At 63.4% G+C, this 13,802-nt stretch carries 13 protein-coding genes; 5 read left to right on the forward strand and 8 right to left on the reverse strand.

Annotation, left to right across the window (positions count from 1 at the left end; all coding sequences use genetic code 11):
- Positions 1 to 232 precede the first annotated feature (232 nt).
- Entirely contained in the window at positions 233 to 862 is a 630-nt protein-coding gene (locus CO664_RS07295; protein ID WP_097538280.1) for a DUF922 domain-containing Zn-dependent protease, read from the reverse strand.
- Between the two features lie 203 nt (positions 863 to 1,065).
- Between CO664_RS07295 and folP the strand changes: the two genes are divergently transcribed.
- Genes folP through folK form a run of 3 tightly spaced genes read left to right on the forward strand, consistent with a single transcriptional unit; the run spans position 1,066 to position 2,814 of the window.
- Positions 1,066 to 1,935 (forward strand): dihydropteroate synthase, encoded by an 870-nt coding sequence (gene folP / locus CO664_RS07300; RefSeq protein WP_097538608.1) that lies wholly within the window; start codon positions 1,066 to 1,068, stop codon positions 1,933 to 1,935.
- Positions 1,932 to 2,303, forward strand: coding sequence for a dihydroneopterin aldolase (folB, locus tag CO664_RS07305; RefSeq protein ID WP_037424388.1), 372 nt, complete (start codon positions 1,932 to 1,934; stop codon positions 2,301 to 2,303). The genes folP and folB overlap by 4 nt, the downstream gene beginning before the upstream one ends.
- A complete protein-coding gene (gene folK / locus CO664_RS07310) occupies positions 2,290 to 2,814 on the forward strand; it encodes a 2-amino-4-hydroxy-6-hydroxymethyldihydropteridine diphosphokinase (RefSeq protein ID WP_097538281.1) in 525 nt (174 codons plus the stop codon). Before folB ends, folK begins: the two co-directional genes overlap by 14 nt.
- A gap of 67 nt (positions 2,815 to 2,881) precedes the next feature.
- Here folK and CO664_RS07315 read toward each other — a convergent pair whose 3' ends face one another.
- The 4 genes from CO664_RS07315 to CO664_RS07330 all read right to left on the reverse strand — a co-directional run bounded on the left by CO664_RS07315 (position 2,882) and on the right by CO664_RS07330 (position 6,764).
- A complete protein-coding gene (locus CO664_RS07315) occupies positions 2,882 to 3,433 on the reverse strand; it encodes a hypothetical protein (RefSeq protein ID WP_037424393.1) in 552 nt (183 codons plus the stop codon).
- A 95-nt stretch (positions 3,434 to 3,528) separates the two neighbouring features.
- A complete protein-coding gene (locus CO664_RS07320; RefSeq protein ID WP_037424396.1) occupies positions 3,529 to 4,608 on the reverse strand; it encodes a TIGR01620 family protein in 1,080 nt (359 codons plus the stop codon).
- Positions 4,605 to 6,092, reverse strand: a complete 1,488-nt coding sequence (locus CO664_RS07325; protein ID WP_097525055.1) for a YcjX family protein — start codon at positions 6,090 to 6,092, stop codon at positions 4,605 to 4,607. The genes CO664_RS07320 and CO664_RS07325 overlap by 4 nt, the downstream gene beginning before the upstream one ends.
- 138 nt (positions 6,093 to 6,230) lie before the next feature.
- A complete protein-coding gene (locus CO664_RS07330) occupies positions 6,231 to 6,764 on the reverse strand; it encodes a histidine phosphatase family protein (protein ID WP_097538609.1) in 534 nt (177 codons plus the stop codon).
- Positions 6,765 to 7,178: 414 nt separating this feature from the next.
- Between CO664_RS07330 and dksA the strand changes: the two genes are divergently transcribed.
- Positions 7,179 to 7,598 carry an RNA polymerase-binding protein DksA gene (gene dksA / locus CO664_RS07335; protein ID WP_012708186.1) on the forward strand — a complete coding sequence of 140 codons (420 nt, stop codon included), beginning with the start codon at positions 7,179 to 7,181 and terminating at the stop codon, positions 7,596 to 7,598.
- Positions 7,599 to 7,689: 91 nt separating this feature from the next.
- On the opposite strand, the gene CO664_RS07340 is transcribed toward dksA, so the two are convergent.
- Positions 7,690 to 8,718, reverse strand: coding sequence for a flagellar biosynthetic protein FliO (locus tag CO664_RS07340; RefSeq protein ID WP_097538282.1), 1,029 nt, complete (start codon positions 8,716 to 8,718; stop codon positions 7,690 to 7,692).
- A gap of 362 nt (positions 8,719 to 9,080) precedes the next feature.
- Here CO664_RS07340 and CO664_RS07345 point away from each other — a divergent pair, with 362 nt between their 5' ends.
- Positions 9,081 to 11,693 carry a PAS domain-containing sensor histidine kinase gene (locus tag CO664_RS07345; RefSeq protein ID WP_097538283.1) on the forward strand — a complete coding sequence of 871 codons (2,613 nt, stop codon included), beginning with the start codon at positions 9,081 to 9,083 and terminating at the stop codon, positions 11,691 to 11,693.
- Positions 11,694 to 11,740: 47 nt separating this feature from the next.
- Here CO664_RS07345 and CO664_RS07350 read toward each other — a convergent pair whose 3' ends face one another.
- Positions 11,741 to 12,679, reverse strand: a complete 939-nt coding sequence (locus tag CO664_RS07350; protein ID WP_097538284.1) for a pseudouridine-5'-phosphate glycosidase — start codon at positions 12,677 to 12,679, stop codon at positions 11,741 to 11,743.
- 86 nt (positions 12,680 to 12,765) lie between these two features.
- Positions 12,766 to 13,713, reverse strand: coding sequence for a carbohydrate kinase family protein (locus tag CO664_RS07355; protein WP_097538285.1), 948 nt, complete (start codon positions 13,711 to 13,713; stop codon positions 12,766 to 12,768).
- Positions 13,714 to 13,802 lie beyond the last annotated feature (89 nt).

Below are 13,802 nucleotides of genomic sequence, written 5' to 3' on the forward strand. Positions count from 1 at the left end.
GAAAATAACCCGCCATACCGACGAACGGTTGAACTTCAGTCCCGCCACTCGTTTCATGGAATTAATATAGCTGAGTCGGTTATCGTCGGCTATCGTTAGAATCCACCAATAAAATACTGTGGGTTTTCGCCCTCGCCTGCATGAGGGAGTGCGGGCAAAATCACCCTGTTTTTTGGGGTGACTTCGTCTGGTGAACGGCGCGAAGGTGGCGGTTTGACAGAGCCGAGATCGGCTAGCGCTCTGTCTTCTTCAGCGAATCCAGCCGGTATTGCAGCAATCGGATCATCCGGCGGTCGAAGTTCGCGGCTTCCGTGCGGTCAAAGCGCGCCTGGTCCTTATCGTGACTTGCGATTTCTTCGGCACTCACCTCGGCCACCCGAGCCTGCATACGATCGCAGTCTGCCTCCGGCTTCAGTCCGAGAAACGCCCGTTCCATGCGACGGGCATGATTGCGGGCGATCTCGGCATGGCGCTCTTCATGGCGCTTGATGTCGGCCGCGAGCGTATCCCAGACAAGGGCGAGATCGCGGCTCGCTTGGGGGCGGTACTTCCAGCGCGGCAAGATGATGCTCGTGTTGAGCGTCACGCGCGCCGTGCCGACTGCACAGCGCCCGCCGCGGCTGACATAGGTTATCGTGCCGCCGAATTTGATTCGCGTGGCGCCGGGGTGGCGCGTGCCGGTGTTCTTCATCAGCGGGCCGCTGGCGGCGAGGGCCTTGTCGAGTTCTGCCGCCGTACGCCCGCCGATCGAGAAATAGGTGACGGTTTTGCTGATCAAGGTCTCACCCGAGGCGTTGCCAATCGGAAAGCCGAGCAGGAATGCAATCAGGGCGGCTCTCAGCGGATTACGAACTCGGAACATAGGTCGGCACTCGTGGATTGAAGTTGGCGCAAGCTTGGGGCATAGCCGGGGCAAGCGCAACACAAAATCGGCGCATTCCGAAGTCGACAAATCGACAGCTGCGTGAAAGAATCGTGCTAACCCTTTGCTTTCAAAGGCGCGCGCTCTTCCGCATTGCCGACCCCGGGATGGCGCTCCTCAAAGCCGCGGACCGGGCAAAGATAATGACCTACGATCCATTCCAAAAATCTCGCTGGCCGTTGGCGCACGGGCGCAGCCTCGAACTGGGGCCGCGCGGTGTCCTGATGGCGATCATCAATGTGACGCCGGATTCCTTTTCCGATGGTGGCCGCTTTGCCGACGCCGCTGCGGCCGTCGATGCGGCGATGCGCGCCCTCGAGGACGGTGCGGCGATCCTGGACATTGGCGGCGAGTCGACCCGCCCCGATGCGGATCAGATCGATGCGGTTGAGGAGCGGTCTCGTATTCTGCCGGTCATCGAGGCACTGGCCAGCCGGACCGATGCGATCATCTCGGTCGACACCTATCGCGCCGAGACGGCGCGCCTGGCCATCGAAGCCGGCGCCCATATCGTCAACGACGTGCACGGTCTGCAGCGAGAACCCGCAATCGCGCAAGTTGCCGCGGAGACGGGCGCCGGGCTTTGCATCATGCATACCGGGCGCGATCGGCAGAAGCTCGGCGACGTCATCGAGGATCAATTCCAATTTCTGAACCGTTCGCTGGAGATAGCCTCCGAGGCAAGCGTCGCACGCGAACGAATCATCCTCGACCCCGGTTATGGCTTCGCGAAGGGAGCGGATGAAAATTTGGAGCTGATGGCGCGATTTGCGGAACTGCATCGCTTCGGCCTGCCATTCCTGGTCGGCACATCGCGCAAGCGCTTCATCGGCGCGGTTACCGGTCGCGATGCGAAAGACCGCGATGCCGGTACCGCGGCGACGACTGCGCTCCTCAGAATTGCCGGGGCTGCGATCTTTCGGGTGCATGATGTCGCAATCAACAGGGATGCACTGGCGATGGCGGATGCTATGCTCGACGCAAAGAACAGCCGACGGGACACGAAGCCATGACTGCGACCTACATCATTACCTTGAAGAATTGCGCCTTCTTTGCCCGCCATGGCGTGCTCGACGAGGAGGAATTCCTCGGCCAGCGTTTCTTTGTCGATGCCGAACTGGAGGTCGAGCAAGGCACGGCGCTCGCCGAAGACTGTATCGACGACACCGTGCATTACGGAATCGCCTTTGCCGAGATCGAGAGAATCGTGACTGGGCGCAGGCGCTACCTGATCGAGGCCCTTGCTTTGGAAGTCGCCAAGACGTTGTGTGCGCGGTTCCAACAGATACGCCGGGCCAAAGTATCCATCCGCAAGCCCAATGCGCCGGTCCCGGGCGTCCTGGACTACGTCGAGGTCACGGTCGAGCATGTCGCCGAATAGCAGGTGGCGGTACGCTACGCTGGGGCTGGGTGGCAATATCGGCGATCCGTGCCGCGCGATGGCCGATGCGTTGAGGGCGCTCGATGAGCGACCGGACTGCCGGGTCACGGCAGTGTCGCGGCTCTACCGGACCCCGCCCTGGGGCAAGACGGACCAGGACTGGTTCTTCAATGCTTGCGCGGCGGTCGAAACGACTCTCGATCCCGAGGCGCTGCTTGAAATTTGCCTCGAGATCGAGCGCGTGATGAAGCGGGTCCGTAAGAAGCGCTGGGGCCCGCGGACCATCGATATCGATCTCCTGACCTTCGAAGGAGCGAATTTGGCCGGTGACCGGCTGCAATTGCCGCATCCGCGCATGACGGAGCGTGGTTTCGTGTTGATGCCTCTCGCCGATTTCGCGGCCGATCTGAACGTCGCCGGCAGAACGGTCGGCGAGTGGCTGACGGACGCGGATGTGACTGGAATAGAGGTGGCCGACGAAGTGGCCGACTGGTGGCGGGTCCGCGATTGACGGCGAACCGATCCGCATCCGGGGGCGGGCACTCTCGGCCCGCCAGTGCTCGATCCGAACGATACAGCTATTTGATCGAGCCGACGGCGATATTGTCCATCTGCCTGTTGAGGCTGACGCCGATGACCGGCACCATCGTCTCCTCGACCTTGACGGAGATGGTGATGTTCATCGTTTCTGCGTCCTGCAGGCGGGCGATCATCGCACCATTCAATTTCTTGCGGTTGATTCCAACGACGACCTTGTCGCTGGCGACGTTGCCGGAAACGACGTCCAGACCCTTGCCGTCCGCGCCGTCGAGGAACTTTCCGGTGTAGCTGCCGCCCTTTTGGGTAATCATCGCCGACATTGGCTGCTTGAAAACGCCGACGCGGCAGAAGCCGTCGAGCTTGATGCCGGCCTCTCTGCCTGCGGTCGGCTCGCCTGTCAGATCGCAGGTGAACTTGGTGCCTTTGTATTTGCCGGCGACGATCTCGCCGGGGCCTTTCCATTGGCCGGCGACCTTTTCAAAGAAGGCCTTGTCCCGGGCGCCGGAAGACGCAGGCGTCGCAATGCCGGCAGTGGCTGCAAGCGCGATGGCGGCAACGCCGCGAACAATCAAAGAAGGGCGCGAGAACATGATCGATCCTTGATGGGTCAACGTCGAAATCTGGCAACCACATTTGCGCTAAAATGGTTAATGGAGGGTTTCTGCGCTGCCTCCGCAAGCATGCATCAGGCGCCGTTCGCGCCTTCGGACTTCGAAGCGCCGGGCGTCAAATCCGCCAGAAAATCGCCAATGCCGGGGCGTTTCAAAGCGCGGAACGGCATCGGCCGACACAGGTCCATGGCAGCAATGCCGATACGCGCCGTCATCAGGCCGTTGATCACGCCTTCGCCGAGCCGCGCGGAGAGTTTGGAGGCCAGACCGTGGCCCAGGATCTGCTGGATCAAACTGTCGCCGGCGGCGATGGAGCCGGTGACCGCCAGATGGGCGATCACGTCGCGCATCAGCCGGATGAGCCCGAGCGTGCCGGGCCTGCCGCCGTAGAGCTCGGCCATCGCCCGAATCATCCGCGCCGACTCGTAGAGGACGTAACCGAGATCGACGAGGGCGCGGGGGCTGACGGCGGTGACGATCGAGACGCGTTTCGAGGCGGCCAGAATGATTCGGCGGGCGTCGCGGTCGAGCGGGGCGAGGAGTTCGCGCTCGGTCAGTTCGACAAGCTGCGGCGCGTCGATGATCTCGTCCTCGGATTCCGCAAGCCGCGCTCGGCCCTTGGCGGTTCGGGGATTGGCGGCAAGCAGATGGACCAGTCGCCCGAGCGTGGCTCGTGCGGCCTTGCTGTTGCCGAGCGCCGTTGCTTCGGCGACCTCGGATTTGAGTTTCTGGATCGCCGTCAGTTGCATCAAGCCGCCAAGTTCGCGGCCGACCACGACGAGGAAGGCGAGGGTACCGACGGCCACGGCAGCGATCGCCGTATAGCCGAGCCAATCGGCGCGCGAGAACAGATCGCGCACCAGGTGGTCGATCCACAGTCCCGCGGCGAGCGACAGGACAAGGGCAAATGCCGAGGCGGCGACCTTGCCGAAGGAGAACCGATGCCGGCGCGGCCGCGCCTCGGGCGGATCGAGCGCCTCGACTGCAGCGGTCGTCGCAATGAACGGGTCCTCTGCGTCGGGCGTCAACATGACCTTGTCGCTGAAACTTGCGGGTGTGCGCGCTGGCGTCTGCGTGCGCTGCGCCGTAGGCGTTTCAGATTCGATCGGGAAAACCGCAGGTTTACGGGGGCGATGCTTGGATTCGTCGCTCATGCCAGTCGATCTCCAAGCAGGAACTGCATGGCCCGGTCGAGCCGGATATGCGGCACGGAGAGTTTCAAGCCGCCGCGCGTCTCTTCGAGGTGGGGGGGACGGAAACGCACGAAATTCAGCTCCGGCATCGCATGGTCGGATCGGGGAGAGACGGGACTGCCGCCAATTTCCTGAAAAAGAACTTCAGGATTTTCCGGTAAATCACCAGGAAATATGGCTGTTTTTCTCTCTCCATCAAAGACGTCTCCATTGATCCGCTCACCAGCAATCGGCGTGCCGACAATGACGGGCAGGGCGTGTCCGTCATGATTGACCGTCGCCTCGCGCGTCGCCCGGACGGAGGCGAGCGCCATGACCTCCAGGCCGGCGCCGCTCATGCCGATGCGGTCCGCGGCACGGCCGACGAGCCGCGCGGCGATTCGCTCGAGCCGATCATGGCTCTCATGGTGAAGGTGATCGGCCTTCGTCGCGGCGATCAGCACCCGATCTATCCGGCGCGTGAGGAAGGCGGAGAGCCAGGAATTGGTGCCCGGCCGGAAGCAGGCAAGCACGTCGGCGAGCGCCTGTTCCAAGTCCCTCAAAGCCTCCGGGCCGCGATTGATCGCCTGCAGCGCGTCGACGAGCACGATCTGGCGGTCGAGCCGGGCAAAATGCTCGCGGAAGAACGGGCTCACCACATGCGTCTTATAGGCCTCGTACCGCCGCTCCATCATCGCCCAGAGCGAACCCTTGGGCGCCCGGCCTTCAGGCAGGTTCGGGAGCGGAGAGAAGGTGAGCGCGGGAGACCCTTCGAGGTCGCCGGGCATCAGGAAACGGCCGGGCGGCAGGGTGGAGAGCGAGTGGTCGTCCTCCTTGCACGCCTTCAGATACGCAGTGAAGCTTTCGGCGAGGCGGCGGGCGCTGCCTTCGTCGGCCGCGGTTTCAGCGCCGCTCGCTGAGGCGAGTGCCAGCCATTCGCGAGACAGTGCGGCGCGCGCGCCGATTCGCGCCCGCTTGACGGTCGTCGCGCTGAACTGCCGGAAATCGAGCGCGAGCAGGGGCAGATCCAGGAGCCACTCGCCCGGATAGTCGACGATATCGATCGACAAGCGCCCGGCGGAAAACATCCGGTTCCAGCCGCTGGCGCTTTCGTAATCGAGGGTGATGCGCAATTGCGAGATGGCCCTCGTTGAGTCCGGCCAGACCCGGTCACGCACGAGAGCGGCGATATGGTCCTCGTACTGAAAGCGCGGCACCGCATCGTCCGGCTGCGGCTCGAGTCTTACCTTGGACACCCGCCCCGAACGGACCGGTTCGAATAGCGGCAGGCGCCCGCCGTTCAGCAGGTTATGCACCAGCGAGGAGATGAAGACGGTCTTGCCTGCCCGTGACAGACCGGTCACGCCGAGCCGGAGGGACGGGCTGACGAGCCCGGCCGCGCGATCGGCGAGGTTGTCCAAGGCGATCAGGGCGCCGTCTTTGAAGCTGGTCACTAAGGACGCCAAATGTTTCCGCCCCTTGGGTTCGATCTTTCCATTGCTGCTGCCGATATCCCATCGGGTTACGGGCATCCACGTGTTTGGCGATATAGGAAGTGTTTCGGTCGGCGCAATGACGAACAGCTGTTTGGAAAGCGGCGAGGTCTATCGCCTGACGACTTCCTCGGGCTTCGGAAGCAGCAATGTCGAAAGCGCCGCAGCCGAGATGCGCCCGGCACTTGAGCGTGCCGAGAAATCGATGACCGCCAGCCCTGCAGGCGGATAGCCGTTCTCCAAGGCGGTTGCGGATTGCTGCTCGCCAAGGTAGCTGCGAAAAACGTCCTCGATCATGGGATTGTGCCCGACCACCATGAGACACGTCCTGTCCGCGTGAATCTCGATAAGGTCGGTATAGACGGCTGCAGGTCCGGCATAGAGTTGGTCGACGTAGCGGATGTCAATGTCTTCGCCAAGCGCCCGGCGGAACGGTTCGGCGGTCTGGCGGCAGCGAACCGCGGTCGAGCACAGAACAAGATCCGGGCAAAGCCCATGATCGGCCGCACCTTGCGCAATCAACTCCGCCTCGGCATAGCCAGTCTCGTCCAGCGTGCGGTCGAAATCCCGTTGCCCGGGCAGCGCCCAGCCGGAGCGGGCGTGACGCAGGAGGATGAGGCGGAATGCCGGAGCACTGTCTTGCATATATCCATCCGAATCTGATGCCGCCGAAGTGCCGCGCATTGCATCTTTCGCGGATTATCGTCGCATCGGTAACTTGTCTCGCTGTCGGCGCAAAGATCAAGCCGTTCTCCACGGATTTCGCGCGGCAAGCACGGCAGCATTGACATGCCGCGCCCCGCACACCAGATGTCGCAATTGGCAACGTAGTTGAGGCGCGACGCAGACACCACTCTAGGTGACGGCGCAGGCTTGCTGCCGAGCGCCGGCGGGAATATTATGGAGAGTGTTTCATGTGTAATTTTGATGAAATATTCGCCAGTTAGCCTGGAATGCAAGCATTGTTAAAATAAGCGTAGGTGTCCTCCGCGAGGCTTGAATCAAGCCCTTCATAGGTCTATACACCGCCGCAATGAGATGTTCTTCAGGAGAATCGCGTTGAGTGAGAAGATCGATCTTAGTACCTATGTCCTCTCCGAGGACGAGGATTTCATGAATGCCAACCATCGGGCATATTTTCGTGCAAAGCTGAATGCCTGGAAAAACGATATCCTTCGAGAAGCTCGTGAGACTCTGGACCATCTGGCTGAGGAGAGCGCCAATCATCCGGATCTCGCAGATCGAGCCTCCTCAGAAACAGACCGTGCGATCGAATTGCGCGCCCGGGATCGTCAGAGGAAGCTCATCGCCAAGATCGACGCCGCCTTGCAGCGCCTCGATGAGGGCACCTACGGCTATTGCGAGGAAACGGGTGAGCCGATCGGCTTGAAGCGCCTGGATGCCAGGCCGATTGCGACGCTTTCGATCGAAGCGCAGGAGCGTCACGAACGTCGCGAGAAGGTCTACCGGGACGAGTAAGCCCGAGCTTGGAGACTTACAAAAAAAACGGCGCGACATGGTCGCGCCGTTTTTTTGTCCGATGGGAAAACAGGTATGTCTGCGCCGCAGTTCAGGGTTTGCGGCCAGCAGAGATATCAGCCAGCATGCGGCTCATCTCCTCCTCGATCGACTCTTCCTTGCGGCCTTCTTCCAGTGGCGGGCCGAGGATCGGTTCCTGGCGGGCGGCGGCCATTGGGCGGGCCTCCGGCTTGGGCGCCACCGTGGATGAGAGCCGCTGGAGATCACCGCTAATCTCCGCGTCGAGGAACCGTTCGAAGTCCGCCGCCTTGTCGACGGCGGCCGGCCTCTCCACCGCCGTCGGACTTTCGACCGCAACGGGTTCGGCCAGCCGGGGAATGGGCGGGATCTGGACGGGCCGCGGAGGCTCCCGCGTCGCCGCTATCGGCTGCGGAAATCGCTCTTCGCGCGAGGGTTGGGCCATAGGAACGATCCGCTCGCGCGCCGCGCTCAGCATGTCTTGGGGCGTTTGCGGGGCGGATACCGGGAGGATGGCAGGGGCGGGCGGCGAGGTCCTGACGACGGGTTCCGGCCGAGGCGGCGGTTCGACTGGCAGGGGACGTTGCTGCACGGTTTCCGAGGGCTTTGGCGCGGGCTCCGGCTCCCGCACGGGCACGGCCCGCGGCGGCTCATCCGACCCCGCCGGCCGCACCGGCTCTTGCTTTGCGGCTTCCGCAGGTGTCGACGCCGAAACGGGTTGAGGGGCTGGCGCCGCCTGCTGGGGCGCGACCGGGGACTTGGGGGCCGGCTGTTCCACCGTCGCCGCGACGGGAGCAGCTGCGGCCGCCCCGTCATCGGCCACGATGCGGCTCTCGATGACGATATCAGTTGGTCCGCCGATCATGATCAGATGCTCGACGTCGTCGCGGCGGACGAGCACGAGCCGGCGGCGCGTGTCGACGGCGGCGGCATCGAGCACGGCGAGCCGCGGCTGGCGGTTCTTGCCGCCCCGCACGAAGGGGGACGAGGGCCTGTTTCGCATGATCCAGAGCACCGCCACGAGGCACAGAAGGCCGACGGCGACGGCTCCGGCGGCGATGACGAATCGGCTACCGTTGTCCCCGACCAATGTTTCCATCATGGGCTGAACTCCTTTTCCGGTCGAATTGCAACATTTGACGGCTTTTTTCAGGCCGGGACAAGGTTGCGCCCGACATTCCCTGTGAATTGACCGCCGCGCTTCCGCCGAGACGCTTTCTGCTGTTATCTCTGATTGTTAAAGATGATTCCAGTTCGACGAAGCGGCTGCGGCACCCGGAGGTCGCGAGGCCTCGGCGAACGCCGGCGACTGCATAGGACCTTAAACCGGGCCGGTTTTGGGGATAAATTATGCGGCAATTCAAAGGATTACGGTAGCCCTTGAGCGTCCGCCGGATGCGCGGCACGTCAAGTCAGCGGGATACCGGTGTAGCGGCGGACGCTCCGCCAGCAGGTGAGGACCCGATGACGAAATTGCGGCAGTCAGGTGATTACCAGATGCCGGTCGTTGACCGGGGCGTCCGGCCGGGTACCGTGTTCAGGATCATCGTGCTGGCGATCGTGCTGACCGCGTCCGCTGCCGCCTTCGTCGTCTTCAAGAACCAGCTCGAGAACGAAATCGTCCTCGGCATACTCGGCGTGCTGGCGATGGTCGGGATATTCTTCCTAGTTTCGTCGGTGATCGGCTTCATCGAGGTCATGCCTCAGTCGCGGCCGGATGAGCTGGCACGCGCCTTTCTCGATGCGCATGAGGACGGCACGGTGGTCACCGACCGCAAGGGACGCATCGTCTACGCGAACGCCGCTTACGGCGCCTTGACCGGTGCCAAAGGTGCTGCCGGCATCCAATCGCTGGAAACCATCCTGTCGCGCAACAGGGAGGCGACGGAGGCGGTCTATCGGCTGACCAACGGCCTGCGCGAAGGCAAGCAGGGGCACGAGGAATTCCGCCTCCTCAAACCTCTGGCGAATGGCGCAATGACCGGCTCAGGAGCGCATTGGTTTCGCCTGAAGGCGCGCGTGCTGCCGTTGGAGGATGCCAACAGCAACCCGCTCTATCTGTGGCAGATAGCCGACATCACGGCCGAGCGCGACGACCAGGAGCGCTTTTTCAAGGAATTGCAGAACGCCATCGACTATCTCGATCACGCTCCGGCCGGCTTTTTCTCGGCCGGGCGAAAGGGCGAAATCTTCTATATCAACGCCACGCTTGCCGATTGGCTCGGGATCGATCTCACCAAGTTCCAGCCGGGGGCGATCAGCATCGCCGATCTTGTCGCGGGCGAGGGACTTACGCTCATCCAGTCGGTACAGGCCGAGCCCGGTCTCAAGAAGACCAAGGTCCTGGATCTCGACCTGCGCAAGGGGAATGGCCAAAGCCTGCCGGTAAGGCTGATCCACCGTGTTTCCTCGACGCGCGACGGTGCGCCAGGCGAGAGCCGGACGATCGTCATGTCCCGCGAGGGCGACGACAGCGATCAATCGGCATCGAACGCGGCGATGCGGTTCACGCGCTTCTTCAACAACACGCCGATGGCTATCGCTTCGGTGGACGGCGCCGGGCGAATCCTCAGAACCAACGCACCGTTCCTGAAGCTCTTCGCCGGCCTTGTCTCGCAGGACGACGTCGAGCGCGGCATAACGATCGACGTCGTCCTGAACGAAACCGAGCGAGGCCAACTCGAAGAAGCGCTCGCCGCGGCAAAGGACCGCCAGGGCGACATCGCGCCGATCGATTCGCTCCATCCGGCTGATGAAGGACGCCACTTCCGCTTCTACGTGAATGCCGTCATCGACCAGAGCGACCAGGCGCCCGAGGAGGCGGCGATCGTCTATGCGCTGGAGATCACCGAACAGAAGGCGCTCGAGAACCAGATGGCACAGACGCAGAAGATGAATGCGGTCGGAACGCTCGCCGGCGGCATCGCGCATGATTTCAACAACGTGCTGACGGCCATATTGCTTTCTGCCGACCACCTGCTGCTCTCGGCGCGGCCGGCCGACGCGACTTTCGCCGACCTGATGGAAATCAAGCGGAACGCCAACCGCGCCGCCGTCCTGGTGCGGCAATTGCTCGCCTTCTCGCGCAAGCAGACGATGCGGCCGACCGTCCTCAACCTCACCGACGTCATCGGCGACCTGCGCATGCTGGTCGACCGCATGACGGGCACGAATGTCAAGGTCGAGGTCGATTATGGCCGCGATCTTTGGCCGGTGAGGACCGATCTCGGCCAGTTCGAGCAGGTGCTGTTGAACCTCGCCGTCAATGCGCGCGACGCCATGCCTGAAGGCGGGACCATCACATTGCGGACTCGAAACCTGCCGGCGAGCGAAGTCGCCGCACTCGGACGCCGCGAACTGCCGGAAGATGATTTCGTCACGGTGGAAGTCTCCGACCAGGGCACCGGGATTCCGGCGGAGATCATGGACAAGATCTTCGAGCCCTTCTTCACGACGAAGGAAGTCGGCAAGGGCACGGGCCTTGGTCTGTCGATGGTCTATGGGATCGTCAAGCAGTCGGGCGGCTACATCTATCCCGAGTCGGAAGTCGGCAAGGGCACGACATTCCGCATCCTGTTGCCGCGCCATGTGGAAATCGCCGAGGCGCGCGAGGAAGCCGCTCCGGGTGAGGCGAGTGCCGCCGGCCCATCGGCAAGGGAGGCAGCCACGGCGCCGGCTGCACAAGCGGAGCCTACCGACCTCACCGGCGATTCTGCCGTCGTGCTCCTCGTCGAGGACGAGGAGGCGGTCCGTCGCGGCGGCAAGCGGATGCTCGAAACCCGCGGCTATACGGTTCATGAGGCGGGATCGGGCGTCGAGGCGCTGGAGATCATGGACGAACTCGACGGCGCCGTCGATATCGTCGTTTCGGATGTGGTAATGCCCGAGATGGACGGCCCGACGCTGTTGCGCGAGTTGCGAAAAAAATACCCGAACCTCAAGTTCATTTTCGTCTCGGGCTATGCGGAAGATGCCTTTGCCCGCAACTTGCCGGCCGATGCCAAGTTCGGCTTCCTGCCGAAGCCGTTCTCGCTGAAGCAACTGGCAGTGGCGGTCCGGGAAATGCTGGATTCCTGAGAGGATGGCCGACGCCTATGGGCGGCGGGCGCAAAGTCCTTCTACTTCTACTTCGCCCCGCCTGCCGCCAACGCGACGGCGATCTCGGCGGCGAGGCGCGCGTTGTTCTCGACGAGCGCAATATTGGTCTCGAGGCTCCGGCCCTCGGTCATATGAAAGAGATTGTCGAGCAGATAGGGTGTCACCGCCTTGCCGGTAATCTCGTCGCTCGCCGCATTGTCCAGAGCACGCGCGATGTAGATTTCCATCTCCTGCCGCGGAATCTGGCTTTCCTCCGGGACAGGATTGGCGACCAGCATGCCGCCATCGACGCCGAGCAGTTCGCGCATCCGCTGGAAATTCGCGATAGCCGCTGGGCTGTTCAGCATCAGCGGGCTCCGGATGCCGGAATCGCGCGACCAGAAGGCGGGGAAGGTTTCGCTGTCATAGGTGACGACCGGGACGCCCCTGGTTTCCAGCACTTCCAGCGTCTTCGGAATGTCGAGGATGGCCTTCGCGCCGGCGCAAACGACGATGACGCCGGTTCGGGCGAGTTCGTCCAGATCGGCGGAAATGTCGAAACTCTGTTCCGCGCCGCGATGGACGCCGCCGATGCCGCCGGTCGCAAAGACGCTGATGCCGGCCCGCGCCGCCGCGATCATCGTTGCGGCGACTGTCGTGGCGCCGGTACGGCGCTCGGCGAGGGCGAAGGCGAGGTCGGCGCGCGACAGCTTCATTGCGCCCTCGGTTTTCGCAAGAGCCTCAAGCTTCGCGTCATCGAGGCCGATATGAAGGACGCCGTGGATCACCGCGATCGTGGCAGGGATGGCTCCTTGGTCGCGGATGATCGCTTCGACGCTGCGCGCCATTTCGAGATTGCCCGGATAGGGCATGCCATGCGTGATGATCGTCGATTCCAGCGCCACGATGGGCGCGCCGCGCGCCTTGGCGGCGGCGACTTCATCGGAATACTCGATGGGCAGGAAAGGCGAGGAGGATTTTGTCATGGTCTTTCGCTTCTGATGAGGGGAGCGTCAGGCGGGCGGGAGTCGTCATGCATTTCCGCCTTCCGCCCGGAATTCGGCTGCGGACTTCATGACAGCATTTGGGGTTCCGGCACAAGGGCCAGCACCCGCGCGAGATTGTCCGCCGACATCTCCTCGGCGGCGGCTAGCGGCGAGTGGAGCGTCAGGACGGCGGCGGCGATGCCGCGCCGGAGGCAGCCGGCGAGATCGAAGCCGGCGAGCCGGGCAGCGAGAAAGCCCGATGCCAGCGCGTCGCCGGCGCCTGTCACGTCTGCAAGTGCGGGCAGGGCAGGCGGGATGGCCAGGCAGGCGCCTTCCCGGTCGAAGGCAACCGCTGCTTTGCCGCCGCGGGTGACGACGCCGCCGGCAAGGCCTGCAGACCGCAGCAGTGACGGCCATTCCTCTACGTCGGCGGCCGCGGCGCCGGTCAGCGCCCGCGCCTCCGCCTCGTTCATGAAGAGGAAGTCCAGGCCGGTCAGGCTTTGGCGGTACCGGACCACCTTGGCCGGGGAAACGGCGATGCCGGCAAGAATGCGGTGCGGTCCCGCCGTCGCATCGACCAGCGCCGTCAGCGTCTCTTGAGGCAGGTTGGCGTCCATGAGCACGAGATCGCTCGACGCGAGGATTTCGCGCGTCGCACGCTGCTGCAGCCGGCGTGGCGAGAACGAGCCGTAGAGATCCATGTCGGCAAGGGCGATCACCAGATTGCCGTCCTTTTCGAGGATTGCCGTATAGCTCGGCGTCTTGCGATCAAGAAAGATGAATGGGCAATCGATGACGCCGGCAGCGGCGGCCGCGGCGGCCACCAGATCACCGGCCGGATCGCCCCCGCGCGGGCTGATCATCCGCACCCGGTGGCCGAGACGCGCGAGATTCCTGGCGGCGTTGAAGCCGCCGCCTCCCGCCTCCTCGAACCAGGTTCCGGGATTACTCGCTCCAGGCACCGTCGTGCCGCTGATACGGCCGCGCCGGTCGACATGGGCGCCGCCCAGAACGGTGATTTCCCGCTTCGTCATTCGAACACCTCTATCGGCGAATCGGCGCTATGGCGAGAAGCCCGTGAGAACTGGCGCGCAGCCTGTGGAAATGCGCTACAATAGCCCGT

The sequence above is a fragment of the Sinorhizobium sp. NG07B genome, from assembly GCF_002532005.1.
GTDB classification, from domain to species: Bacteria; Pseudomonadota; Alphaproteobacteria; order Rhizobiales; family Rhizobiaceae; genus Sinorhizobium; species Sinorhizobium fredii_C.